This is a genomic window from Pseudomonas sp. ICMP 561, assembly GCF_002699985.1.
Classification (GTDB): Bacteria; Pseudomonadota; Gammaproteobacteria; order Pseudomonadales; family Pseudomonadaceae; genus Aquipseudomonas; species Aquipseudomonas quasicaspiana.
In genome coordinates this window covers 442,010-467,849 of sequence record NZ_LKBT01000023.1, presented here as the reverse complement: position 1 = coordinate 467,849, position 25,840 = coordinate 442,010, and the positions used below count along the sequence as shown (strand labels likewise).

The 25,840-nt window shown below is 57.0% G+C and carries 23 protein-coding genes and 1 pseudogene; 12 read left to right on the top strand and 12 right to left on the bottom strand.

The window, feature by feature from the left end; all coding sequences use genetic code 11:
• Window positions 1-289 precede the first annotated feature (289 nt).
• Both ssuD and AO242_RS18470 read left to right on the top strand, forming a co-directional pair.
• The gene (gene ssuD, locus AO242_RS18475) at window positions 290-1,426 is read left to right on the top strand and encodes an FMNH2-dependent alkanesulfonate monooxygenase (protein ID WP_099269881.1); all 1,137 of its coding nucleotides are present in this window, start codon (window positions 290-292) and stop codon (window positions 1,424-1,426) included.
• Between the two features lie 167 nt (window positions 1,427-1,593).
• Complete coding sequence (locus AO242_RS18470) at window positions 1,594-2,694, top strand: sigma-54 interaction domain-containing protein (protein WP_049826831.1); 1,101 nt, start codon at window positions 1,594-1,596, stop codon at window positions 2,692-2,694.
• A 15-nt stretch (window positions 2,695-2,709) separates the two neighbouring features.
• Here the strand turns inward: AO242_RS18470 and AO242_RS18465 are convergent, their stop codons facing one another.
• Window positions 2,710-3,045, bottom strand: a complete 336-nt coding sequence (locus tag AO242_RS18465; protein WP_099269840.1) for an antibiotic biosynthesis monooxygenase — start codon at window positions 3,043-3,045, stop codon at window positions 2,710-2,712.
• A 352-nt stretch (window positions 3,046-3,397) separates the two neighbouring features.
• On the opposite strand from AO242_RS18465, the gene soxR reads away from it, so the two are divergent.
• Entirely contained in the window at window positions 3,398-3,862 is a 465-nt protein-coding gene (gene soxR / locus AO242_RS18455; protein WP_099269838.1) for a redox-sensitive transcriptional activator SoxR, read from the top strand.
• Between the two features lie 209 nt (window positions 3,863-4,071).
• On the opposite strand, the gene AO242_RS18450 is transcribed toward soxR, so the two are convergent.
• Window positions 4,072-5,490: an FAD/NAD(P)-binding protein gene (locus AO242_RS18450; RefSeq protein WP_099269837.1), complete on the bottom strand. Its 1,419-nt coding sequence runs from the start codon at window positions 5,488-5,490 to the stop codon at window positions 4,072-4,074.
• Between the two features lie 175 nt (window positions 5,491-5,665).
• The gene (locus AO242_RS18445) at window positions 5,666-6,229 is read right to left on the bottom strand and encodes a helix-turn-helix domain-containing protein (RefSeq protein ID WP_099269836.1); all 564 of its coding nucleotides are present in this window, start codon (window positions 6,227-6,229) and stop codon (window positions 5,666-5,668) included.
• Between the two features lie 94 nt (window positions 6,230-6,323).
• Between AO242_RS18445 and AO242_RS18440 the strand changes: the two genes are divergently transcribed.
• The 7 genes from AO242_RS18440 (at window position 6,324) to AO242_RS18410 (ending at window position 13,504) form a co-directional block, all read left to right on the top strand.
• Entirely contained in the window at window positions 6,324-7,259 is a 936-nt protein-coding gene (locus AO242_RS18440) for a DMT family transporter (protein WP_099269835.1), read from the top strand.
• A gap of 139 nt (window positions 7,260-7,398) precedes the next feature.
• A complete protein-coding gene (locus tag AO242_RS18435) occupies window positions 7,399-10,344 on the top strand; it encodes a monovalent cation/H+ antiporter subunit A (protein ID WP_027899369.1) in 2,946 nt (981 codons plus the stop codon).
• Window positions 10,344-10,688 carry a Na+/H+ antiporter subunit C gene (locus AO242_RS18430; protein ID WP_027899368.1) on the top strand — a complete coding sequence of 115 codons (345 nt, stop codon included), beginning with the start codon at window positions 10,344-10,346 and terminating at the stop codon, window positions 10,686-10,688. The genes AO242_RS18435 and AO242_RS18430 overlap by 1 nt, the downstream gene beginning before the upstream one ends.
• A complete protein-coding gene (locus AO242_RS18425) occupies window positions 10,685-12,370 on the top strand; it encodes a monovalent cation/H+ antiporter subunit D (protein ID WP_027899367.1) in 1,686 nt (561 codons plus the stop codon). Before AO242_RS18430 ends, AO242_RS18425 begins: the two co-directional genes overlap by 4 nt.
• Window positions 12,367-12,855, top strand: coding sequence for a Na+/H+ antiporter subunit E (locus AO242_RS18420; RefSeq protein ID WP_027899366.1), 489 nt, complete (start codon window positions 12,367-12,369; stop codon window positions 12,853-12,855). The genes AO242_RS18425 and AO242_RS18420 overlap by 4 nt, the downstream gene beginning before the upstream one ends.
• Window positions 12,852-13,130 carry a K+/H+ antiporter subunit F gene (locus AO242_RS18415; RefSeq protein ID WP_027899365.1) on the top strand — a complete coding sequence of 93 codons (279 nt, stop codon included), beginning with the start codon at window positions 12,852-12,854 and terminating at the stop codon, window positions 13,128-13,130. Before AO242_RS18420 ends, AO242_RS18415 begins: the two co-directional genes overlap by 4 nt.
• Window positions 13,127-13,504 carry a Na+/H+ antiporter subunit G gene (locus AO242_RS18410; RefSeq protein ID WP_027899364.1) on the top strand — a complete coding sequence of 126 codons (378 nt, stop codon included), beginning with the start codon at window positions 13,127-13,129 and terminating at the stop codon, window positions 13,502-13,504. The genes AO242_RS18415 and AO242_RS18410 overlap by 4 nt, the downstream gene beginning before the upstream one ends.
• A 17-nt stretch (window positions 13,505-13,521) precedes the next feature.
• On the opposite strand, the gene AO242_RS18405 is transcribed toward AO242_RS18410, so the two are convergent.
• Together AO242_RS18405 and AO242_RS29780 are read right to left on the bottom strand one after the other, a co-directional pair.
• Window positions 13,522-13,989: a hypothetical protein gene (locus tag AO242_RS18405; RefSeq protein WP_027899363.1), complete on the bottom strand. Its 468-nt coding sequence runs from the start codon at window positions 13,987-13,989 to the stop codon at window positions 13,522-13,524.
• An 84-nt stretch (window positions 13,990-14,073) separates the two neighbouring features.
• Window positions 14,074-14,196: a hypothetical protein gene (locus AO242_RS29780; protein WP_255879230.1), complete on the bottom strand. Its 123-nt coding sequence runs from the start codon at window positions 14,194-14,196 to the stop codon at window positions 14,074-14,076.
• A 279-nt stretch (window positions 14,197-14,475) separates the two neighbouring features.
• Between AO242_RS29780 and AO242_RS18400 the strand changes: the two genes are divergently transcribed.
• Window positions 14,476-14,706, top strand: coding sequence for a hypothetical protein (locus AO242_RS18400; RefSeq protein ID WP_027899362.1), 231 nt, complete (start codon window positions 14,476-14,478; stop codon window positions 14,704-14,706).
• A gap of 102 nt (window positions 14,707-14,808) precedes the next feature.
• Window positions 14,809-15,048 (top strand): DUF2789 family protein, encoded by a 240-nt coding sequence (locus AO242_RS18395; protein WP_027899361.1) that lies wholly within the window; start codon window positions 14,809-14,811, stop codon window positions 15,046-15,048.
• 70 nt (window positions 15,049-15,118) lie between these two features.
• On the opposite strand, the gene AO242_RS18390 is transcribed toward AO242_RS18395, so the two are convergent.
• The 7 genes and pseudogenes from AO242_RS18390 to lon all read right to left on the bottom strand — a co-directional run bounded on the left by AO242_RS18390 (window position 15,119) and on the right by lon (window position 25,788).
• A complete protein-coding gene (locus AO242_RS18390; RefSeq protein WP_099269834.1) occupies window positions 15,119-16,591 on the bottom strand; it encodes a T6SS phospholipase effector Tle1-like catalytic domain-containing protein in 1,473 nt (490 codons plus the stop codon).
• Window positions 16,592-16,838: 247 nt separating this feature from the next.
• A pseudogene (locus AO242_RS30220) lies at window positions 16,839-17,858 on the bottom strand (methyl-accepting chemotaxis protein); the annotation flags it as partial.
• A gap of 862 nt (window positions 17,859-18,720) precedes the next feature.
• Entirely contained in the window at window positions 18,721-19,125 is a 405-nt protein-coding gene (locus AO242_RS18380; protein ID WP_027897818.1) for a TraR/DksA family transcriptional regulator, read from the bottom strand.
• A gap of 389 nt (window positions 19,126-19,514) precedes the next feature.
• Entirely contained in the window at window positions 19,515-20,534 is a 1,020-nt protein-coding gene (locus AO242_RS18375) for a Gfo/Idh/MocA family protein (RefSeq protein ID WP_099269832.1), read from the bottom strand.
• A gap of 348 nt (window positions 20,535-20,882) precedes the next feature.
• Window positions 20,883-22,754: a SurA N-terminal domain-containing protein gene (locus AO242_RS18370; protein WP_099269831.1), complete on the bottom strand. Its 1,872-nt coding sequence runs from the start codon at window positions 22,752-22,754 to the stop codon at window positions 20,883-20,885.
• 222 nt (window positions 22,755-22,976) lie between these two features.
• Window positions 22,977-23,249, bottom strand: a complete 273-nt coding sequence (locus AO242_RS18360; RefSeq protein WP_002552737.1) for an HU family DNA-binding protein — start codon at window positions 23,247-23,249, stop codon at window positions 22,977-22,979.
• 142 nt (window positions 23,250-23,391) lie between these two features.
• Complete coding sequence (lon, locus tag AO242_RS18355; RefSeq protein ID WP_027897815.1) at window positions 23,392-25,788, bottom strand: endopeptidase La; 2,397 nt, start codon at window positions 25,786-25,788, stop codon at window positions 23,392-23,394.
• Window positions 25,789-25,840: the final 52 nt, after the last annotated feature.

The window sequence follows — 25,840 nt, the reverse complement described above, 5'->3', positions numbered from 1 at the left end:
CTAGGAGACTCATGCGTGAGTGTGTGTGCCATTGATTTTCCGGGTGTGTCAGCACCTCCGCTTCGCAGCCTTCGGCAGCTCCTACAAATGGGCGTAGTACCGAGTATCTGTAGGAGCTGCCGAAGGCTGCGAAGCGTTCCCCAGCCAGGCCATATTCGATAAAGATATAAAAATATGGATATCCGTTCTTTTGAGGAATAAATCCTTGCCTTTATAACTAGCCACCTACTGCTGGCTGAGCAACAGCCATCCAACACATCAGCGCCGCATGCGGCTCAAGGGTTTTGTCATGGATGTTTTCTGGTTTCTTCCGACTCACGGCGACGGCCATTTTCTGGGTACCACCAAAGGTGCTCGTCCGGTGACCTTGAACTACCTCAAGCAGGTGGCTCAGGCAGCGGACGATCTGGGCTACTATGGCGTGCTGATCCCGACCGGGCGCTCCTGTGAAGACTCTTGGGTGATCGCTTCTGCGCTGGTGCCGCTGACTGAAAAGCTGAAGTATCTGGTGGCGATTCGTCCCGGGATCATTTCACCGACTGTCTCGGCGCGTATGGCGGCAACCCTGGATCGTTTGTCTGGCGGCCGCCTGCTGATCAACGTGGTAACCGGCGGTGATCCGGACGAAAACCGCGGTGACGGCAGCTTCCTCGATCACAGCGAACGCTACGAAGTCAGCGATGAATTCCTGCAGATCTGGCGTCGTGTTTTGCAAGGCGAAGCCGTGGATTTCGAAGGCAAACATCTGCGCGTACAAAACGCCAAGGCGCTGTATCCGCCGATTCAGAAACCTTATCCGCCGTTGTACTTCGGGGGCTCGTCCGAAGCCGCCCATGAACTGGCTGCAGATCAAGTGGATGTTTACCTGACCTGGGGCGAACCGCCAGCTGCCGTAGCCGAAAAACTCGCCGATGTCCGCGAGCGCGCAGCACGTAAAGGTCGCACGGTGACATTCGGTATTCGCCTGCACGTTATCGTCCGCGAAACCAGTGAAGAAGCATGGAAAGCGGCCAGCACGCTGATCGAGCACATCAGCGACGAAACGATCGCGGCTGCACAGAAATCCTTCTCGCGCTTTGACTCCGAAGGCCAGCGCCGCATGGCAGCCTTGCACGATGGCCGCCGGGACAATCTGGAAATCGCGCCAAACCTGTGGGCAGGCGTGGGCCTGGTTCGGGGTGGCGCGGGTACTGCATTGGTCGGTAATCCGCAGGAAGTCGCCGAACGCATCAAGGAATACGCCGATCTGGGAATCGAGAGCTTCATCTTCTCCGGCTACCCGCATCTGGAAGAAGCCTACCGTTTTGCCGAACTGGTTTTCCCGTTGCTGCCCGAGCCGTATCGCAGCCTGGCCGGACGTGGAATCACCAACCTGACCGGACCGTTCGGGGAAATGATTGCCAACGATTTGCCGCCGCAGAAATAGGCAGTTGGTGAGAACTGACATCGCGCTTTCGGATAGCGGAAGGCCTGTGGGATGTCGACGAATCTCCAGCGGATGTACCGGCCTCTTCGCGAATGAATTCGCTCCCACGGGATCGCGTTTACCTGGCTGGCAACGCTCTGGCTTGCCTCATACAAGAAGTGATCACCATGCAGCTACTGACCCTACCGCCGAACCCCGCACTGGCGACTTCAATCCGCGCCACGGCCCAGGTGTTCGAAGACCCAAAATCAAAAGCGTTGCTGGCTCACCTCAAGCAGGTCGCACCCAGCGACGCCAGCGTATTGATCATTGGCGAAACCGGCACCGGCAAGGAGCTGGTTGCGCGGCATATCCATAGCCTGAGCGAACGTCGTAATCAGCCGTTCGTTGCCGTTAATTGCGGCGCATTTGCCGAGTCACTGGTGGAGGCCGAGCTGTTCGGCCACGAGAAAGGCGCGTTCACTGGCGCCTTGAACGCCAAGGCGGGATGGTTCGAAGAGGCCAATGGCGGCACGCTGTTTCTCGATGAAATCGGCGATCTGCCCATGCCGATTCAGGTCAAGCTGCTGCGGGTGCTGCAAGAGCGGGAGGTCGTAAGGCTGGGCTCGCGCAAAAGTATTCCCATCAATGTCAGGGTACTGGCGGCAACCAACGTGCAGCTGGAAAAAGCGATCAATGCCGGGCATTTCCGCGAGGATCTGTATTACCGACTGGATGTGGTCAACCTCGAACTGCAACCGTTGCGCGAACGTCCCGGCGATATCCTGCCGCTGGTCAGGCACTTTATCGACGCCTACAGCCTTCGGCTGGGATATGGGCCGATCCGGATTACCGCCGAAGCCGAGCGCAAACTGCAAAGCTATAGCTGGCCCGGAAATATTCGCGAGCTGGAAAACGTCATTCATCACACGCTGCTGATCTGCCGTGATGGATTAATTCAACGTGATGACCTGCGTCTGTCGAATTTGCGTATCGAGCGCCAGGACGATCAACCTGCAAACGACGAATCTGTCGACGCACTACTGGAGCGAGCCTTCCATAAACTGTTCGAGGAGCAGGCTGGGGCGCTGCACGAAAAAGTCGAAGACGCGTTGCTGCGGGCAGCCTACCGCTTCAGTCACTACAACCAGGTTCACACCGCCGCATTGCTGGGCTTGACCCGCAATGTCACTCGCACCCGCCTGATCAAGATCGGGGAACTGGCGGTGAACAAACGACGGCCCGGCGAAAACTTGCAGGGTGACCGGGTGATGCAGGTTTCAGTCTGAACAGTGCCCTGCCTGTCAGCTTCTGGCCCGGATGGTCCGAGAGACCTGCCAGCTATTGAAGGTTACTGCACTGACCTGATGCCGACGCAGCAACGTCATGAAATCCTGCTCATTCGCCTCGGCATTGAGCAGCGCCTCTTCACTGTCTCGCCGTGATTGCCAGAGCGTCTGCCCAAGCACTCTGCAGCCATCATCGCTGGCCTGAACGGTGGCACTGATAAAACCGGGATACGTGCAGGTATAGCGCTCGACTTGCTCGGTCAGGGCCGTTACCAGTCCGGATTGTTGAGCGGGACTTACGGTGAATTCAATGAGCTGGTTAAAGCAAAGGTTTTCTTCTGCTGGCTGCATGACTACCTCCCGACAAACAAAAATATAACTACCTGATTTTTAATTGCTTTTACTGTAGGAGTGAGCTTGCTCGCGATAGCGTCGGGGCAGGCGATAATTTCTCAACCGATCTACCGCTATCGCGAGCAAGCTCACTCCTACAGAACCCCATATTGGCTGTGCGACAGCACTGTGTCCCCGGTCCAGCAGGATGAACTTGTTCGCGAGACGCATGACGTGGTTCATCAGGCAGATCGTCTCGCCAACACGTTGGCTCCTGCAGGGATTGTTTTTGCTGAGTGATTACACGGTATTGCCAACCGAGGCCTCGAAGGGTAAAACCTCTACTTAACTAGAGGTCAAGCAGTCACTTATGACAACCAGCAAAAAATCTGGCCCTGCCAGCAAGCAGCTGACCGTCGGCCAATTGGCGGCCCGTAGTGGGGTTGCGGTCACTGCCCTGCACTTTTATGAAACCAAGGGTTTGATCAGCAGCCAGCGCAATGCGGGCAATCAGCGCCGCTACCCTAGAGAAATGCTGCGGCGAGTGGCACTGATCAAAGTCGCCCAGCGCCTGGGTATCCCGTTGGCCAGCATCCATGCCGCCCTGCAAACGCTGCCGGAAAAACGCACGCCGACTGCGGCTGACTGGAACAAGTTGTCGGCACAGTGGAAGGACGAACTCGACGACCGCATCGCGCGCCTGACAGACCTGCGCGATCAGCTCACCGGTTGCATCGGCTGTGGCTGCCTGTCGATGCAAGCCTGCCCGTTGCGCAATTGGGGGGACAAACTGGGCGAACAGGGAAATGGCCCGGTGTTGCTGGATCAGGATTGAAGAGTTTCAGCGCCTGTATCGTGCCGGACCTGAGGCCGCTCCTACAGGCGTTACTTCGTTGGAGCGAGGCTTGCCCGCGAAGAACGATGACGCGGTTTTCTGGAGTACCGTGCCGACTGATTCGCGGGCAAGCCTCGCTCCAACTGGCACTCCTCTGTTGGAGCAGGGCTTGGTCTGGGCCGCATCCGCGGCGATATAGGCGTAAGGCCTTAAGCCAAATGAGTTCCGACCAACCGCCCCGCCAACGCCTTGGCTTGCAGCGCTACATCAGTCACGGCCGTACTTTCCCACCACAGCCCCCGCAATGGCGGGCCCATGGCGAACAACCGGTCAGACACCCGCCCTTGCGCATCCAGCACCGCTCCGCCCTGGTCGGCGGCGATGCCCAGCGCCAGCGGGCCAGGTTGAATCAGGCCTCGCGCCAGCAGTTGTCGAGGCAAAGGCCGATCCACGCGTCGCCAGTCGTATTCGATGCCCGTGGAATTGATCAGCGCATCCCCCACGATCGTTGAAGTTTCACCCTGACCACGGTGTCGAATACGAATTTGTAATTGGCCCGAAGGCAGGACTTCACACCCTTGCAACGAAGCGGCCTGAATCGTCACTCGTCCTTGATCAATCAGTTGCGCAAGCAGTGCAGCGCTCAGCGGCGGTGAGCGATGGTGATGGCTTTCCCACCATGGCCGCACGTGGCGCACGAACTGGCGGCGCTGCACATCCGGGGCCTGATGCCATAACCGGCCGATGTTAGCCCGCACGGTATCCAGTGGCGCTTGCCAGTCGACTCCCCTTTCAATCGCCTGCGCACATTGCTCGCGCACTTTGCGCAGCAACTGCCGAGGGCTGCGAAGGGTGTGATCTTCGCCGAGAAAATCCACCCAGGCTGGCGGCTGCCGACGCACATGAGGCAGCAACCCATGCCGGGAAAATATATCGACAGGGCCGCGATGCCCGGACTGCTGCAACGACACCACCGCATCGACCATAGTTAGCCCGGAACCAATGATCAGCACCCGCGCCTGCGGATCGAGTTGCCGCATCGCGCTGACATCCCACGGATCTACCGCAGCAGCATTCAGTCCGTCGGACTGCCGTTGCGGGGTGCGGGACGCGGCGTACATTCCCGTAGCCAAAACCGCAAAACGCCCGTGCAGGGACTGACCGTCCGCCAGACTCAGCGTCACCCCCTGCGCCTGGGTTTCCAGGTCGACCACCTCACCGCGCACATGCTCGACACTTGAACCGTAACGCGAGCCAATTGATCGAGCCTCGGCCAGACGCTGCTGCACATACAGGCCAAAAATACCCCGTGGCGGAAACAGCTCAGCCACTGGCACATCCTGCTCAAAGGATTCGGGCCAGCCACCTTCCGCGATGAATTGCGTCAGCCATTGGGTCAAGTCGTCGGCGTTGTCCGGATCGACACTCATGCGCGCCGCGTTGCCATTGAGCGTATGCCCCAACTCCGTGGCGCTGTAGGCCTCGCCCCGGCCCAGTTCGCTACGCGTTTCAATGATAGAGATGCGCCGGTTGCCCGGCAGGCGCAGCAACTGAACCGCCAGCATGCTGCCGCTCAGGCCGCCGCCAATAATCAAAACGTCAGCCGGGTGTTTGTCGCTGGAACTCATAGATCAGGTTCGCTCTTCTAAAATCTCAAGCCGGGGTCGATATCAACAGTGCGTTCAATGCACAGCCCGTGCCCGCGGCTCAATCCCGCTGTTCACGACAGATCAGCGGCGCGACGTTATTGAATAAGATGCTGAGCCAACACAACTGTTGATTACCTGTTTATCAGGCAACAGCTCACAGCACGACGTTACGGACGAATCGCACCCGGACCTGCCCGTCGTTGCGATAACTGTGGGCCTGGTTGCTGGCAAACATGAAAAACTCCCCCGGACCGACTGCCTGTGTGCGCTCCACCAGAATGACGGTCAGGTGCCCTTCGACCACATAAACCTGATCACTCCAGCCGTCAGGATCGGCCTCGGACTGATACGTTTCTCCCGGCTCCAGACAGAACTCCCAGAGTTCGACTTCACGTCTGGCTGTGGCTTTGGCCAAAAGGACTGCACGGCTGCCCGGTATCGATCCGGCCCAGGCCACCTCGTTGATGCGACTGGGGTCACGATGCTCAGGAGCCTGAATCAGATCGCTGAACGCTACATCCAGCGCTTCGGCGACGCGATCAAGGGTCGCAAGGCTGACGTTTTTCTCCCCCGCCTCAATGGCCACCAGCATGCGCCGACTGACCCCGGATTTTTCCGCCAGCGCGGTCTGGCTCATGTCCTGCCCGTTGCGCAACCGTCGCACGTTTTGACTGACGTGCTGCAAAACCGGGGCGCGTTGCGAATTATCGTTGCTCAATATTTTATTCTCTCGAAATCATTGCGCAGTATACTGCCCAGCTTTAAAACTCAGGTCGATGTATCACGCAAGCCTGTAAACGCCAGTGAGAAGCATGAAGTCTACCTCTATCAAGCCCCGTATCAGCAAAGCTGAAGTTGTACTGATCCTGATCACCCTGCTGTGGGGCGGCACATTTCTGATCGTACAACACGCCATGACCGTCAGCGGCCCGATGTTTTTCGTAGGCCTGCGCTTTGCAGCGGCGGCAATCATCGTCGCGCTGTGTTCGTTAAGCGTGTTGCGCGGCATGACCCTGCTTGAAATAAAAGCCGGGGTCGCGATCGGTGCGGCCATCATGCTTGGCTACGGATTACAGACCATCGGTTTGCAAACTATTCCCAGCAGCCAGTCAGCTTTTATTACGGCGCTTTATGTCCCGTTCGTACCGCTGCTGCAATGGCTGGTACTGGGACGTCGGCCGGGGTTGATGCCCAGCGTGGGGATCTGTCTGGCCTTTACCGGGCTGATCTTGCTGTCGGGGCCATCCGGAGCAAGTCTGCAATTCAGCGCGGGGGAAATAGCGACGATCATCTGCGCGATTGCAGTGGCCGCCGAGATCATCATGATCAGTGCTTACGGTGGCAAGGTCGACGTGCGCCGGGTCACCGTAGTGCAACTGGCTACCGCTTCATTGCTGTCATTCCTGATGATCGTACCGACGGGCGAGGCCTTGCCGGATTTTTCCTGGATGCTGGTTATCAGCGCGGTGGGGCTCGGGGCCATGAGCGCAGTGATTCAAGTGGCCATGAACTGGGCACAGAAGACCGTTCCCCCAACCCGCGCCACTGTAATCTATGCCGGTGAGCCGGTGTGGGCCGGAATCTTTGGTCGCCTTGCCGGTGAGCGCCTACCCGGCGTCGCGTTAATTGGCGCAGCGCTCATCGTCGCGGCGGTGATCGTCAGTGAAATGAAACGCCGCACTGCATCGACCACGGCATCCACTGAAGAACAGACCGGAACTGACCCGGTGTTTAAAGAAACGAATTAACACGCGAAAAATCCGACTATAAATAAACAGAACTCAGCTTCTGCCTACAAGGTCTGTAGGATTCTGCGACACCTTGGCGTTTGGTGTTACACAGTCCAGCACGTATGATCCTTGACATTTCCCTGCAGATTAGAAGCCTATGTCTCTGATAGTTCTACTGCTTCTGCCTTTCATCGGCAGCTGTCTGGCGGCATTTTTGCCGCACAACGCGCGTAACGCTGAATCCATTCTCGCCGGCCTTGTGGCCGTTACCGGCGCGATTCAGGTTGCCTTGTGGTACCCGCAAATCGTCGACGGCGGTGTGATCCGCGAAGAATATTTCTGGCTACCCAGTCTGGGGTTGAATTTCGTCCTACGCATGGACGGCTTCGCCTGGATGTTCTCGATGCTGGTGCTGGGCATCGGCACGCTGGTTTCGTTATACGCCCGCTACTACATGTCTCCGGATGATCCGGTGCCGCGGTTTTTTGCGTTCTTCCTGGCGTTCATGGGCGCCATGCTGGGTCTGGTGATTTCCGGCAATCTGATTCAGATCGTGTTCTTCTGGGAGCTGACCAGTCTTTTCTCATTCCTGCTGATTGGCTACTGGCACCATCGGGCAGACGCTCGACGCGGTGCTTATATGGCATTGATGGTCACCGGTGCAGGCGGTCTCGCGCTGTTGGTAGGCGTCATGCTGCTCGGTCATGTCGTGGGCAGCTATGATCTGGACCGCGTGCTGGCCTCAGGCGAAGCGATCCGCGCCCACGCCCTGTACCCGGTCTTGCTGACCCTGATCCTGATAGGCGCATTAAGCAAAAGTGCGCAGTTCCCGTTCCACTTCTGGCTACCCCACGCGATGGCGGCCCCGACGCCGGTGTCGGCGTATCTGCACTCGGCGACCATGGTCAAGGCAGGCGTGTTTCTACTGGCGCGTTTCTGGCCTGCCCTTTCCGGCAGCGAGCAATGGTTCTGGATCGTCAGCGGTGCAGGTGCCTGCACCCTGATCATCGGTGCCTACGCAGCGATTTTCCAGAATGACCTCAAGGGCCTGCTGGCCTATTCGACCATTAGCCACCTGGGGTTGATTACCCTGCTGCTGGGCTTGAACAGCCCACTGGCAGCGGTCGCGGCAGTCTTCCACATTCTCAACCACGCGACCTTCAAAGCCTCGCTGTTCATGGCCGCAGGGATTATCGACCACGAAAGCGGCACGCGGGACATCCGCAAACTGAGTGGACTTGTCACCCTGATTCCCTATACCGCGACGCTGGCCATGGTCGCCAGCGCGTCGATGGCGGGCGTACCCCTGTTGAACGGTTTCCTGTCCAAGGAAATGTTTTTCGCTGAAACAGTATTCGTCAGCTCCTCGGCCTGGGTAGAGATGGCTTTGCCGGTGATCGCCACCATCGCCGGGGCGTTCAGTGTTGCTTATTCATTGCGCTTCACCGTCGATGTCTTCTTCGGTCCGAAAGCGACCAATCTGCCCCACACACCTCATGAGCCTCCGCGCTGGATGCGTGCGCCAGTGGAGTTTCTGGTGATCGCCTGTGTGATCGTCGGGATCTTCCCTTCGCAATCCGTGGCACCGCTGCTCGCGGCTGCCGCGCAACCTGTGGTGGGCGGAACGCTACCTGAGTACAGCCTGGCCATCTGGCATGGCTGGAACGCCCCCATGATCATGAGCCTGATTGCCATGGCTGGCGGCGTGCTGCTCTATCTATTGCTGCGCAACTCGTTCAAACAGAACCGCTTCACTGGCCCGCCGCTGGTGCAGCGCATGAACGGCAAGCGCTTCTTCGAGCGTTCGCTGGTGATCATGACCCGCTGGGCACGGCGTTTCGAAAGTCTCATCAGTACCCGTCGCCTGCAACCTCAGTTATTTCTGGTGGTGTTGGCAGCACTGATTGGCGGTTTTATCCCGATGTATTTCAGTGGCCTGACGTGGGGCGACCGGCCGAAGATTCCGGGTTCGGGCGTCTTCGTCACGTTGTGGCTGATCGCAATCGCCTGTGCACTGGGCGCGGCCTGGCAAGGCAAGTACCACCGCCTGGCGGCCGTAGTGATGGTCAGTGTTTGCGGGCTGATGACCTGCGTCACATTCGTCTGGTTCTCCGCACCCGATCTGGCCCTTACACAACTGGTGGTGGAAGTAGTCACCTCAGTCTTGATCCTGCTGGGGCTGCGTTGGCTGCCACGACGTAACGAGAACGTGGCGCCTTCGCTCAGCAGCCGGGTCCGTGCACGAAATCGTCGGGTTCGCGACTTCATTCTGTCGGCACTGGTCGGCGGTGGCATGGCGCTGCTGTCCTACGCGATGCTGACGCGTGCGACGCCCAACACCATTTCCTCGTTCTATCTCAGCCGCGCCATTCCCGAAGGCGGTGGCAGTAACGTGGTGAACGTGATGCTGGTGGATTTCCGGGGTTTCGATACCTTCGGCGAAATCACCGTGCTGGCGGCTGTGGCCTTGACTGTGTTTGCCCTGCTGCGCCGCTTCCGTCCGCCCAAGGAAAGTATTCCGTTACCCGCCCAGCAGCGTTTGCTGGCTCCGGATGTGGTAACTGACCTGGTCAATCCGCGCAGCGCCAGTGATACCGCGCTGGGCTTCATGATGGTTCCGGCAGTACTGGTGCGCCTGCTGCTGCCGATTGCTGTGGTGATTTCGATGTACCTGTTCATGCGTGGGCACAACCAGCCGGGGGGCGGTTTTGTCGCCGGTCTGGTGATGTCCGTGGCCTTTATTCTGCAATACATGGTCGCGGGTACGCAGTGGGTGGAGGCTCAGATGAGCCTGCGGCCACTGCGCTGGATGGGCACCGGCTTGTTGTTCGCGATTGGCACCGGTCTGGGCTCGATGTTCCTGGGTTATCCGTTCATGACCACCCACACCGCGCATCTGGACCTGCCGTTGCTGGGCGATATCCATGTCGCGAGCGCGTTGTTTTTTGATGTAGGGGTCTACGCGGTTGTCGTGGGATCGACACTGCTGATTCTCACGGCACTGGCGCACCAGTCGGTGCGTAGCCACCGACCTACTTCGCTGCCCAAACCGGTGCCGAACCCAATCGCCGACATTGTCGCCGCACAACAAGGAGCCTCCTGATGGAAGAAGTTATCGCGATTGCCATCGGCGTACTGGCGGCCTCGGGCGTCTGGTTGATCCTGCGTCCGCGGACCTTCCAGGTGGTCATGGGCCTTTGCCTGCTGTCCTACGGCGTCAACCTGTTCATCTTCAGCATGGGCAGCCTGTTCATCGGCCGGGAGCCGATCATCAAGGACGGCGTTCCTCAGGACCTGCTGAATTACACCGACCCGCTGCCCCAGGCACTGGTGCTGACCGCCATCGTAATCAGCTTTGCCATGACCGCGCTGTTTCTGGTGCTGCTGCTGGCATCCAGAGGGTTGACCGGTACCGACCACGTTGACGGCCGGGAGCCCAAAGAATGACGTTGATGAATCAACTGATCGTGGCACCGATTCTGCTGCCGTTGTTGACGGCTGCGATCATGCTCTGGCTCGGTGAGAAACACCGCCCGCTCAAAGCGCGGATCAATCTGCTTTCGAGCATCCTCGGCCTGGCTATTTCCGTCACCTTGTTCATGTGGGTACAGAAAACCGGCACCACGGGCTCAATCGGCGTGTACTTGCCCGGCAACTGGGAAGTCCCGTTTGGCATTGTGCTGGTGGTGGATCACCTGTCGGCAATGATGCTGGTGCTGACTGGCATCGTCGGTGTGTGCGCCCTGCTCTTCGCCCTGGCTCGCTGGGACCGCGCCGGTTCCAGCTTCCACGCCTTGTTCCAGATTCAACTGATGGGCCTGTATGGGGCATTCCTCACCGCCGATCTGTTCAACCTGTTCGTGTTTTTTGAAGTCATGCTCGCGGCCTCCTACGGCCTGATGCTGCACGGCTCGGGCCGTGCCCGCGTCTCCGCAGGCTTGCATTACATTGCGATCAACCTGCTGGCGTCCTCGCTGTTCCTGATTGGCGCCGCCCTAATCTATGGCGTGACCGGCACACTGAACATGGCTGACCTGGCCATCAAGATTCCGCAGGTACCGGAGGCCGATCTGGGCCTGCTGCACGCCGGCGCCGCGATTCTTGCGGTGGCATTCCTGACCAAGGCTGGCATGTGGCCGCTGAACTTCTGGCTGGTGCCCGCCTACTCCGCCGCCAGTGCGCCCGTGGCAGCTATTTTCGCGATCATGACCAAGGTCGGCATTTACACCTTGCTGCGGCTCTGGACCTTGCTGTTTTCAGTGCAGGCTGGCCCTTCTGCGTTCTTTGGCGGCGACTGGCTGATCTATGGCGGTATGGCAACAATTCTTACCGCAGCAGTGGCAATCATCGCGGCACAACGCCTGGAGCGTATGGCAGCGCTGAGCATTCTCGTCTCGGCCGGCATTCTCTTGTCCGCCATCGGTTTCGCCCAGCCAAGCCTCACAGCAGGCGCGCTGTTTTACATGGTCAGCTCGACCCTGGCACTCAGCGCCATGTTTCTTATCGCTGAACTCATCGAACGCTCGCGCTCAGCCAATGAGTTGCCACTGGAAGACGATGCCGACCAGTTACCGCGGACCGTGGAATCATTGAATCCACCGCCAGGCACCAACCTTGATGACCAGCAGAAAGCCGTGGTCGGTCAGGTAATCCCGATGACCGTGGCATTTATTGGCTTGAGCTTCATTGCCTGCGCCTTGCTGATCATCGGCATGCCGCCGCTTTCCGGATTTATCGGCAAATTGACGTTGCTCAGCGCGCTGCTTAACCCGCTTGGACTGGATGTGGCCCAGGACGAAACGATTTCGAGCCAGGGCTGGTTGCTGGTGGGTTTGCTGATTTTCTCCGGCCTTGCTTCGCTGATGGCCTTCTCCAGGATCGGCATCCAGCGCTTCTGGACACCACAGGAACGCCCTTCGCCGCTGCTGCGGCACTATGAGTGCGTGCCCATCGTGATCCTGCTGGGCTTGTGTATCACCCTGACATTCCAGGCCGAACCACTGCTGCGTTATACCCGCGACACGGCCGCCGCGCTGCACGAACCCAAACAGTACATTCAGTCGGTAATGGCCACCCGGCCGTTGCCCGGGCCGGTCAGTGACACTGCAGTCTCGGCGGTGCAACCATGAAGCGTTATTTCCCTGCTCCGTGGTTCTCCCTTGCACTGGCGGTGCTGTGGCTGGTACTGAATCTCTCGATCAGTCCCGGCAATCTGATTCTGGCAGCCGTGCTGGGTTTCCTCGCCCCTCTGCTGATGTCTCCACTTCGCCCGTTGCCTGTGAGCATCAAACGACCGGGCGTGATCTTCAAACTGTTCTTTCTGGTGGGTCGCGATGTCATTGGCTCGAATCTGGAGGTGGGCTGGAGAGTCTGGAATGTAAAGCGACGCCCACCGCGCTCGGCCTTTGTAAAAGTCCCGCTGGACCTGCACAACGCCAATGGTCTGGCAGCCCTGGCCATTATCACCACGGTGGTTCCAGGGACCGTCTGGTCAGAACTTGCGCTGGACCGCAGCGTACTGCTCATGCATGTTTTCGATCTGGAAGATGAGGCGCAGTTTATCGAGCATTTCAAAACTACCTATGAGCGCCCGCTGATGGAGATTTTCCAATGAGTGCCTTGCTCGGCAATGCCATTCTGGCCAGCTTGTTCATCTTCGCTCTGGCCATGGTCTTCACCCTGATTCGCCTGTTCAAGGGCCCCTCGGCTCAGGATCGGGTACTGGCTCTGGATTACCTCTACATCATCGCCATGCTGATGATGCTGGTACTGGGCATTCGTTATGCCAGTGATACCTATTTCGAGGCGGCTTTGTTGATTGCACTGTTTGGCTTTGTCGGCTCTTTTGCCCTGGCCAAATTCCTGCTGCGTGGAGAAGTGATCGAATGAACTCGACAGTGGTGCTGCCCTTCTGGGTCGAAATCCTCACCGCCATACTGCTGATCGCCAGCAGTCTGTTCGCCCTGACCGGCGCACTGGGCTTGCTGAGCCTGAAGGACTTTTTTCAACGCATGCATCCGCCTGCGCTGGCCTCGACACTGGGTGCCTGGTGTGTTGCGCTCGCCTCGATTGTGTACTTCTCGGCGCTCAAGTCAGAACCGGTGATCCACGCGTGGCTGATTCCGGTGCTGCTTGCTATCACCGTCCCGGTGACCACTCTGCTGCTCGCCCGCACCGGGCTGTTTCGTAAGCGCATGGCGGGCGACGATGTGCCACCGGAAGTCAGCAGTGGTGGTCAGCAAGGTGACTCCAGCGGCAGCTGAGTCGCTGCCTGCCGGGTTTACTCGCTGGCCTTGAAGGTCAGCTCGCCCTTGCGCCACTTTGCAGCTTTGGTGGTCGCAGTCTTCAGGGTCTTGGTCAATCCGCCCTGCAATTGCTCGTGGGCTGCAAAGACCATCATGATGCTCTGACCTTCCTTGAACACGATACCGTGCCCTTCAGGAATATCGACATAGGCATATTCGCCAAGGCCATAGACGGTCAGTTTGATTTCACGAAACTTGATTTCGAATTTTCCGCCTTCTCGGCTGGGCAATACGGCTGCGCGAAAATGATCGCCGACCTTCAGCTCAAGCCGCGGCTTGTCGTCGACAACCAGCGCTGTTTCAGTATCGATTTCAGCGATGTAAATGCCTTCAGCAGACTGCTCGCAGACATAAACAAAACGGGACTGGAACTGTTTTACCAACTTCGCCCGCAGATCACCAAGCACGAACAGCGCGTGTGTCTCCAGATTACTTACTGCCAAAGTTAAAACCCCCAACTTGAAAATGATCCCGTCCGGAGACAACCGGACGGTCAGAAAAAGCTATCGCTACCTTGTTGTAGCGCATCAGACGGGCAGTTCCCTTGCGTGCTCTTGCAGCAATTGCAGCCACATGGCACCGCCAACCCAGGCCAGGGGTGCTTGTGCAGAGAACGTCGACGATACCGAAAGCGCGATGAGCGCTGGCATTCGGTGGATTCTACCGGTTGGAGATGCCTGCCGCCTATATCCGTTTTGTGCATATCGACAGATGTAGTCCATTCAGACAACAAGAAGAGCATTATGCCTCGCCCTTCAGGGCACATTCCTACTCCAATCTTCATGCGAGACGACAGAGCATTTCTAATTGCTGCGACTAAAGGCGGCCAGCGACGGTCAACAACTGCCATACTCGCCTGCATCAAGAATGCTGTCCTGCGCACGCAAGCTCAGGTCGAAAGCAACTCGTCATCCAGGGGAAGATAAGCAGTGACTGAATTTGATATCGGCGAGTTTTTTATCTGGGGTGAATCCAGAGAAGTAGAGGGTGAGTTTCAGGCCGTCATCGTCATGCGCGCCAAGCAATCTGTAAATACCATTTCCTGTCATCAGGTAGAAAAAGACCGCTGGTTCAAAACCGCAGACCTGGCCGCCAAAGCGGCCCAGGAGTCAGCCAGGGAACTGAAAGATGCCGTTGATGCCGGCGCATTGAACACCTGACGCTATTTGCGTCGAACTCTTGGGTCATGGATACGCTCAGATGCTTTACGCAGCTTCAAGCGTGCAACCGACAGATCGGGTCAAGCCCGCCGAGGAGATGATATGGATTTGGAAACACCGACCCTGGCCACCTTGTTTGAACAACTGGGCCTGAATTCAGACCAGGAGAGCATCGATGCGTTTGTTGATGAGCATGGTCCGCTGCCTGGTGACGTCAAGGTATCCGAGGCAGAGTTCTGGACGCCGCAGCAAGGCAAGTATCTTAAAGAGACATTGTTGCTGGATGACGATTGGGCACCAGTAGTTGACGAGTTGAACGCGCTGCTCCACGAAGCCAAGTAAACTCTCGCAAAAGCAATGGCCCCGGTTAACCGGGGCCATTGCTTTTGCAGCTATAAGATCTCCAGTGAAACTAACCTCGCCCCTCCTGATTCGGCCAACGAACACGCCCCCCACTTTGCGGCGCATGCACAAACAGAGCGTCGTTGAATTTGTGACGGCTGTCGATCAATGCATCCCAGTGCGCAGATCGATGGATGTAACGATGACGCAGCATTTGTTCCTCTTCTGCATCAAGTGAGTAAGCCGCCCCTCGTGCATAGGCAATCAGCTTGCGGGCGACACCTTGCAGTTCAGGCAGGATCAGGAAATCCTGTGAGCCAGGAATGGGGTTGAAAGGAACGCCTTCATCACACGCAAGCGCATGCATGACACGCAGATGGACTCTGGACAGGTGTCCGAACACCTGACGCTGCAAGCAAACAGCAGCCATCACCGCCTTGCCGACGCCCCTGTTGTAAGGTCCTTTGGTCGGGCGTTCCTTGCAGGCTATAGACAGTGAAGCTTCAGCGTCTTTTGGATCAATCAACGCAGCCTGATCCATGCCCTTCATTTCTGCAAACGCCTGCTGCCAGGCCTGGGTTGATTCGTTGGGAGTCGCACCCTCTACAAAACTCCAGATCGGTCGGGTCAACAGTACCTTCTCGATCATCTGCGGATGGTAGCCACCGCCGATATCCGAATGCACTCCCGGCAGCACAATTTCCATTGGCCAATGTGGCAGGACACTGTTGAGCGCAAAGTTGCGGCGCTCCTCGTCGCGGGCGACCAGATGCAAAACCTGCTCGGCGCACCCGGGGGGCAAGTAGAGATTAACTTTGTCATTGTGGGCGTCTCCAAGATTCCCCATATCCCGGATACCGCCAACTGCTGCAACGGTATCAAACAGGCCGATCACTTTCATTCTGACGCTGCCGTTCTGCCAGGAAAAGCCAGGACTCAGTGGCACTCGACGCCGATTGAGCATGGGCTCCAGCTCGCCTTTATCTTCCTTGAGCACCTCATTGGCAAAATGCCTGGCAGCAGCAGCCCCCCGACTGAAACCAAATACGTCCAGTTCCAGAGTGCTGATAAAACAGCCAGGGTTGTGCTGGGAAAATGTCGTCAGGAGAGCCCCAAGCTTCTCGACCGCCCGTGAGACTTTGGAAATAACGCCGGTTCTACCGCGGCCAAAGCTTTGTCCAGGCCAGACTGAATCACGCCCCCCCGATAAAGTGCCAATCCCGCTCACATAAATGGGCCAATACACTTTAAGACCGTCACCCAGGTTACTAGCGACGGGTCGATTGCAGTAGAGATCCGCCAATCTGGCAATGTTACTTAGATCATTACTGTAACTGCTGTTTGGGTCACTGTGCCTCCCACCACATTCAGCAATATGTTTATTTGCGCTGATCTCGGCCATGGCCCGGCAATCAGCTCCGATCTGGCTGTTGCTGCGATTATTCCCTGTACCATCGAAGAACACGCCAACGCGTACGGTCACCCCCAGTGTTGCAGCTCCCGAAGCGCCCTGTGCAATCAATACATTCCTTGTATTTTTCATCACATATCCGCCTATTGCGCAGCAGGTCATCAAGCTGCGTTAAATCAATTAAAAAACCTTGATATAAGCATCTTGCGCAGCAATAAACTTTCGTCAACGTGGGCACAACACTTTCAGAAACCTCCTACAGCCCTGAAAGATTAAAACAACAAAGTCTTACAATAATAGGCAACCCGAACATGAGACGTGCTTTACAAAAGCCTGATTTCTCAATCGCCTGCCTGGACAGTTCGCGAATCAGAGATAGTTACGTTTGTGGCCTATAGCCCATCCGCAGACCACCCCAATGACGCCCTTTGACCATAATAGGTACGGACAAATCATGCATGAGCTCACCCGTGTCACGGGTATAGGTTTGCAGCAGTACCGCCTGCTGGTGACTGCCGCAGCGAATACCGGTGCGATCATCGAATTTGCGCTTGCTGCGACTTTTCACCGTATCGACAGCGACATCGCCTGTCAGCGGTTGACTGAAGGCTTTGTTATGGGTGGGCACATAACCCTCAGGGGTGCAGGCAATGACAAAAACCAGACCGTCATGACGTGACAGAACAGGCTCCTGAATCGCAGGCAAGACCTCATCGGTGTAACGATCAAAGCGGGTCTGGAATTTGGCGGGCCGGGTATTGGCGACCGGCTGATAGCTACGGTCGAACAAGTCATTCATCGTGATCCGGTTTGCGTCGACATCCGCTTCGAATTTTGCCGCAATCTGACTGGCCCCCTCCCGGGCCAGGTCGTAGACACGCTGGTGATAGTCGTCCAGCCCAACCTCCGCCAGGCGTTCACTGATCGTTTCAGCCTGACCTTCCATCTGTACCGCAGCATCAGCCAGTTTGCGCGTCTGCTCGTCGCTGATCGCCAGATCGCTGCGCATCTGCTGTACCGCAACAAACAAGCTGGACAGTTGCTCCTGATTGGTCTCGGCACCCTGCGCAATTTCGCCTATTTGCGATTCAACCCCGGCCGCCAGCCGGGCGATGTTCTCAAGGTGCTGGCCGGTAAGCTCGACCTGACCGACCCCACTGTCCAGATCGGACGACAACTGACGGATCTGTTCAACCACCTGCACAGTACGGTTCTGAATATCGGCGACCATCTGCCCGACTTCCTCGGTTGCGCTGGCGGTACGTCCTGCCAGCCCGCGGACCTCGTCGGCGACTACGGCGAAGCCGCGGCCATGCTCACCCGCCCTCGCCGCCTCGATGGCCGCGTTAAGGGCCAGCAGATTGGTTTGACTGGCGATGGATTGAATCACCAGCGTCACGCGCTGGATTTCTTCACTTCGCTGGCTTAGCTCTTCAATGAACTGGCGACTGCTGACCGCACGCTTGCTGAGTGAGTGCATACGGGTGATTGACTCGCCCAGCACGCCTCTACCTGCCTCGCTGCTCTGCCGCATCTTCACGGAAGCGTCGAGCGCCAACTGACTGAGTTGAGCAGCCTGTTGCTCGGTCGCGATCATTACATCGGCGCTGGAGACAATCTTTTCCGCAGCACTGAGCTGCGACTTCAGCCGGCTGGCCAGTTGCTTCACGGAAAACGCCACGCCTGCAGCCGATAACGCGTTATGGCTGGTAGAACGCGACAAGTCTCGGGTCAGACGATTGATCTCGGCGCGTCCGTCCTGCGCATTCACAGGCTGGGGTCCGTTTGAAAATAAGCGCGGCAGCCAGATAAACAAAAGCGCCAATGGCACCGCAAGATAAGTCGACACCTCAACAAGTCCCATGGCGATGAAGAGACATCCCAGCGCGAGACTTTGTAATGCAGGTATCAACCAAGCGCGCAGCGTATTGCCGGATACCTTCCCGGGCTGATGCTCAGGCGTTGAATTGACCACAGTTCCGTTTGCGACCATTTGCGCGACTCCGTCATGCTTATCTTTATTGTGTCTGCATTAGACGCCAGATAAAGGCTTTTCGCCATGACTCAATATTGCTTTCGGGTCTGAACGGGTGGGCGATCAACAGAAGTGTGGTTGCTGAAAACAGGTTGATTACGCGTTGGCAATCGGGAAGGCGAGGGATAACACAGAAGAGGATGAAACCGGGACATAGCGGTATGAGTTGCTTTACGTCGCAGAACAAACAGGCGGCGGGGCCATAAGGCCCCACCGCCCTGCATGATCAGGCTTGACGCTGATGCTTGTCGATCTGCTCGTGACGTTCTTGCGCCTCGATGCAGTACTTGGTGGTCGGGCTGATCAACAGACGCTTGAGACCAATCGGCTCACCGCTGTCGTCACACCAGCCAAAGCTGTCATCGGCAATGCGTGACAACGCCATTTCCAACTGGGGAAGCATGCGCTGATCACGATCGATCACATTGACCAGCCAGTGACGCTCTTCTTCAACTGAAGCAGCGTCGGCAGGATCGGCAGGCGTATCCAGGCTCTCGATAGCAATGCGGCTCTGCTCGATGCGCTCGTGGATTTCAACCTTCATACCCTGCAACAGCTCGACGAAGAAAGCATGCTGTTCGGCATTCATGTAGTCATCGGCCGGCATGGCCAGCAACTTTTCCTTTGTCATTGATTTCTCTATAAAAAAAACGTGCATTAAGGCGAATTAAGGAGCGGCTCTGCGATGCCGTAAAAGCGCCATAGTCTCCAAGCGCCACCTGGCACTCAATTTACGAGGGGCGGCAGTCTAAGGCCGCCTTGGGCAGTCGGCAACTCATTTGCTAAACAAGCGCCAATTAGCCGACAAATAAACGCCAGCCATCACCGCACTCCATTAAATCCGGCAAAGCAAAAAGGGCCCGGATTGGCCCTTTAGCAGCGATTCGACAGCGTCCTGGTCAGCTCGTGCGAACGAAGTTGCCCTGAATGATGCCCACTTCCTTGATGATTTCCCGAATATAAGCGCCAATGGCCATCAAGGTAAAGCCATTCGCCATTAGGTAGGGGGATGCCTGAGGCCTATAAGCCTACGACTCGCCCTTCCAGCGCACTCAACCGCGCAGCATCGAGCACCTTTGCCGACGCGACCGCGTCGTGTGGATTGACCGGATTAACCCCCTCACCTGCAAGAGCAGCCTGAAGTTGCTGGTAAAACTCCGGCCAACAGCCTCGCTCCGTAGGGACACGCTCACGGTGTTCACCTTGTAAAAACCAGCCCCAACGCTGCTGATCTTCAACGCCCCAGCGCTTGCCTTCCGACTCTGGCGTCAGCCCCGCCAACGCGGCCTCTTCCTGACAGTCCAGGCCCTCGACGGTGTAACAGCCGCCGGACCCGTTGACCCGGAATCGCGGCCCTGGAGCGTTTTGCAGACAACTGCCCCACAAATGCGAGACCACGCCATTTGCATGGGTCAGGGAGACGAAAAACTGATGATCGAAAGGTTGATCGGGGGCTGAGAACTCCAGCTCTGCGTAAACCCTCGCCACCGGTCCGAACAGCAACAGCGCTTGATCCACCAGATGGCTGCCCAGATCGCGCAACATGCCTCCACCCGCAGCCTTACCTACCGATTTAGGCGAATAGCGTTCAACCCGGGATTCAAAGCGGGTGATTTCACCCAGCCTCCCCTCGTCGATCAGTTTACGCATGGTCAGAAAGTCTGAGTCCCAGCGACGGTTCTGGTAAACGCTAAGCATCACTCCTTTGCGCTCGGCCAGTTCCACCAGCGCCTGAGCCTGCGCCGCATCGGCAGCAAAGGGCTTGTCGCTGACCACAGCAACGCCTGACTCAATAGCCTCCCGGATCAAGTCTGGCCTGGAAGCCATGGGTGTAGAGATCGCTACGGCATCAACACCTGCAGCGACCAGATCGGCCAGACTGTCAAACGCCTGGGCACCTGGATGATCCTGGGCGAGCTCAGCCCGCCGCTCTGCCGATCGAGTGACGACGCCGACAAAGGTCGCCTCTCTCAGACTGGCGATCAATGGCGCGTGAAAATAGCGCCCGCCTTTGCCGTAGCCGACCAAGCCAATACGCATGAGATTCTCCTTTTAATCCAGTAAAAGCACCTTAAACGAATGCGTCAGTGGGTCAACCTGATTGAAGGCAGCAGTACAGCTGTGGGCGCGGCGAGAGTTTTTGCAGATTCGAAATGTTGAAATCGCACCTCGTGGATTGAATGGGAGCACCTGTCAAAAAATGCAAATCCTGGATTGAACCCAGCCCTGCAGGTGCCGCCCCGGTGTCACTGACACCGCGCTGTCGCGCAGCAAACATTTGATCTGTAGGCGCACGAGGGGCGTTTTCCTGCGGCAATACACCTTCGAAAGCGAACAAAAAAGGCCGCTCAATGAGCGGCCTTCTTTACTAGCGCAAAAATCAAACCATCAGAAGCGTTCGATCTTGGCCTTGCTTTCCAGCTGTGCACGGTAAGCAGCGAAATCCTGCTGACCGGCACGCGACGCCAGGAAGCGACGGTACTGGGATTTCTCTGCATCCGTTGCCGGTGCAGCCTCGTTGACGCCATTGAGGCGAACGATCACGAAACTGCCATCGGCCAGCGAAAGGCTGGTGAATTCCGGTTTGTCCTTGCCTTCAGGCTTGGGCATACGGAACAACGCTTGCAGTACGGCAGGATCTACACCTTCCTGACCGCGAGTAACCGCTTCCATCACTTTCCAGCTGTGACCATCCTGCTTGGCAGCGAGCGGCGTCTTGCCGTCACGCAGACCAGCCAACAGCGCTTCGCCTTTGGCCTTGACGGCTTCAGCAGCGTGGTCTTTGACCAACTTGGTACGAATCGCAGCGGCTACAGCTTCCAGAGGCAGCTGTTCCGGCATGCGGTGTTCCTTGGAGCGGACCACCAGAATGGTTTCAGGATCCAGCTCCAGCGCGCTGCTGTTGGAGCCCTCCTCCAGCACTTCCGGACTGAAAGCTGCCTGAATGACCGCACGGTTAGCCGTCAGGCCCTCACCACCTTCACGACCGAACGGCGCAGTCGTCTGCACTTTCAGACCCAGATCCTGAGCCGGCTGAGCCAGATCGGATGCTTCGAACGCGGAGTCTTCGAGTTGCTTGGCAGCCTCGACGAAACGCTGTTCGACTTGCTGCGACTTCAGATCATTGGTCAGTTTCTCTTTCAAACTGGCAAAGCTCGGCACTGAAGGTGCTTCAACGCCCAACAGCTTGATCAAGTGCCAACCGAAATCACTGCGCACCGGTGCCGACACTTGGTCCTTGTTCAGCGCATACAGCGCCTCTTCAAAGGCCGGATCGTAGACACCCTTGCCTGCGTAGCCCAGATCGCCACCCTTGGATGCCGAACCCGGATCCTGAGAGAACTCTTTGGCCAGCGCGGCAAAATCTTCACCCTTGGCCAGGCGCTGTTGAATTTCTTCAATCTTTGCCTTGGCCTGCTCGTCAGTCATCTTGTCGTTCACATCGATGAGGATGTGCGCGCCACGACGCTGCTCAGCGAGATTGGCAATTTCTTTCTGATAAGCCGCCTGCAAGTCTTCGTCCTTGACCTTCACCTTGTCGAAGAAGTCAGACTTCTTCAGCTCGACGTAATCAAGCACCACTTGCTCGGGGCTCATGAACTCTTTGGCGTGCTCGTCGTAGTGAGCCTTGACTTCGTCGTCGGTCACTTTGACAGCGGAGGCATCGGCAGTCAGCGTCAGCGAAGCAAAATCGCGCGTCTGTTTTTCCAGACGGGCAAATGCATCTACCTGAGCATCCGTGACAAATGCGCTACCGGCAACACCGGCACGGACCTGACCGATCAGCATTTCCTGAGCCAGCATCTGGCGGAACTGCATCCGGGTGAAGCCGAGTTGACGGATTACCTGATCGAAACGGTCAGCGTTGAATTTGCCGTCTACCTGAAACTCAGGCGTCTGCAAAATCTGCTGATCCAGCGCAGCTTCCGAGAAGGAGAACTTCGCGTTGTCGGCGCCTTGAAGCAACAGCTTGCGATCAACCAGACCTTTCAGGGCCGAGTCGTGAAGCATTTTTTCATCGAGCAGAGCAGGATCGAAATCCTTGCCCAACTGTTGCACCAGCTGACGCCGTTGCATATCGATCGCCTGGCTCAGCTCGGTCTTGGTGATCTCGTCACCGTTGACCTTGGCAGCATCCTGAGCGGTACTGGTTGCGGTAAAAATCGCATCGAATCCGGTCAACGCCATCAATGCGATGATGATTCCGATAATGGTCTTGGCAATCCAGCCTTGTGAATTGTCCCTGATGTTCTGCAGCATGCGTCCCCCAAAACGGTTGTACTGACTAACCAACCGCGGAGCGTGGGTAGAAAGCGGATAGAAGAAAGGCGCATCCGAGGATGCGCCTTCTCGTAACTGGCGAAGCGGACGGGGCTGAAACCCACGACCCGGGTGTGTCAGGCCGGATTCAGACCAGCCGCACTACCGCTTCGCTGCCGATACAGAGTGAATCCTGATCGGTTGGGCAAAGGCTTTGAGAACTTAGTTGACAGCTTCTTTCAGTGCTTTACCGGCTTTGAAACCTGGCTTTTTGGCAGCAGCGATTTCCAGCGTCTTACCCGTTTGAGGGTTGCGACCGATACGTGCTGGACGATCAGTAACGGAGAAGGTACCGAAACCAACCAGTACAACGGAGTCGCCAGCCTTGAGAGCGCCAGTGACGGATTCGATTACTGCGTCCAGCGCACGGCCAGCAGCAGCTTTCGGGATATCAGCGGATGCGGCGATAGCATCAATCAGTTCCGACTTGTTCACTCTAAGTCCCCTTATCTCTATTTTGAGTATGTTTCTAAGTTTTTTTGGTGTAGCAAAAACGAGCGCTGAATGGCCTACAGGCGCTTAGAAGAGCCGCTTTATAACAAGGGCTCCAAAAAGCTGTCAAGAAAGGCCGTCCAGACTAATGCGTGCTAATTCTTTCCTTAGAGTCAGACTCGCGCTTTTCATCCTTCGCAACCATCTCGGGAGCGACATCCGGCAAGGGCTCCGGGGCGTATTGCAGCGCAATTTGCAGGACTTCGTCAATCCATTTAACCGGCTTGATCTGCAAGTCCTGCTTGATGTTGTCCGGAATCTCTTTCAGATCGCGCACGTTTTCCTCTGGAATGATCACCGTTTTGATACCACCACGGTGTGCAGCCAGCAGTTTTTCCTTGAGGCCACCGATCGCCAGAACCTGTCCGCGAAGGGTGATTTCACCGGTCATTGCCACGTCAGCACGGACCGGAATCTGTGTCAGCGCTGAAACAAGGGCCGTGCACATGCCTACGCCTGCGCTAGGACCATCTTTAGGGGTGGCCCCTTCCGGCATGTGGATGTGAGTGTCACGCTTCTCATGGAAGTCCAGAGGGATTCCCAGGCTCTTGGCGCGGCTGCGCACGACTGTCAGCGCAGCGGTGATCGACTCAACCATCACATCACCCAGCGAACCGGTTTTGATGAGTTGCCCTTTACCTGGGACTACAGCGGCTTCGATGGTCAGCAATTCGCCACCCACCTGCGTCCACGCAAGACCAGTCACCTGCCCGATCTGATCCTGCTGTTCAGCCAGACCGTAACGGAATTTACGAACACCGAGGAAGTGCTCAAGCATGTCGGCCGTCACACGAACTGCGAAGCGTTTTTCCTGAGCATGCTCTTTGACCGCCTTGCGGCACACCTTCGCAATCTGACGCTCGAGGCTACGCACGCCCGCTTCACGGGTGTAATAACGCACGATGTCGCGGATCGCTTCTTCGTCGAACTCCACTTCGCCTTTCTTCAAGCCGTTGGCCTGCAGCTGTTTTGGCGAGAGGTATTTGACGGCGATATTGATCTTTTCGTCTTCGGTGTAGCCTGGCAAACGGATGACTTCCATCCGGTCGAGCAACGCCGCCGGGATGTTCATCGAGTTCGCGGTGCACAGGAACATCACGTCGGAAAGGTCGTAATCGACTTCCAGATAATGGTCGTTGAAGTTGTGGTTCTGCTCCGGGTCCAGCACTTCCAACAGTGCAGAAGCCGGATCGCCACGCATGTCGCTGCCCATCTTGTCGATTTCATCGAGCAGGAACAGCGGGTTGCGCACCCCAACCTTTGTCATCTTTTGAATCAATCTTCCTGGCATCGAACCGATATATGTCCGGCGATGACCACGAATTTCAGCTTCATCACGCACGCCACCCAAGGCCATGCGGACAAATTTGCGGTTAGTTGCGCTGGCAATGGACTCGGCAAGGGAGGTTTTACCCACACCTGGCGGCCCTACCAGGCAAAGAACAGGACCGCGAATTTTCTTCACGCGCTTTTGCACGGCGAGGTATTCGAGGATGCGTTCCTTGACCTCTTCCAGACCGTAATGGTCGGCATCAAGGATGTCTTCAGCGCGAGCCAGGTCCAGACGAACCTTGCTCTGCGCCTTCCACGGCACCTGAACCAGCCAGTCGATGTAGGAACGAACCACCGTTGCCTCTGCAGACATCGGCGACATCTGCTTCAGCTTGTTCAGCTCGGCAGTGGCCTTGGTCAGAGCGTCTTTGGGCAGACCGGCAGCATCGATACGCTTTTTCAGCTCTTCGATTTCGTTATGGCCTTCCTCGCTGTCACCGAGCTCTTTCTGAATGGCCTTCATCTGCTCATTCAGGTAGTACTCGCGCTGACTGCGCTCCATCTGTTTTTTGACGCGGCCACGAATACGCTTCTCAACCTGCAACAGGTCGATTTCTGCATCCAGCAACGCGAGCACATGCTCGACGCGGGCTGGCAGATCAATGATTTCGAGGATTTCCTGCTTCTGCTCGATCTTCAGCGCCATATGCGCCGCCATGGTGTCGACAAGACGACCAGGCTCATCAATGCTGTTGAGTGAAGACAGGACTTCAGCAGGGACTTTCTTGCCCAGCTGGACATACTGTTCGAACTGCGCCAGAAGGCTACGCACGAACACTTCAGATTCACGATCAGGCGCATCGACCTCATCGATCAGGGTAACTTCGGCCCGGCAGTGGCCATCAACTTCGATAAAGCGATCAACGGATCCGCGCTGCTCGCCCTCGACCAGCACTTTGACCGTGCCGTCAGGCAGCTTGAGCAGTTGCAATACGGTTGCAATGGTGCCGACGTTATAAAGAGCGTCTTCACCAGGATCATCGTCAGCAGGATTTCTTTGTGCGAGCAGCAGTATCTGCTTGTCGCCTGTCATCGCCGCCTCCAGGGCTTCGATAGACTTCTCGCGCCCCACGAACAGCGGGATAACCATGTGCGGATACACCACAACATCGCGCAATGGCAAGAGAGGCAATTCGATGGTCGTTTTCATGATTTCGCCTCTACGGCGGCCATGTGGCCGTGGACTGGAATGAGCTTGAGTC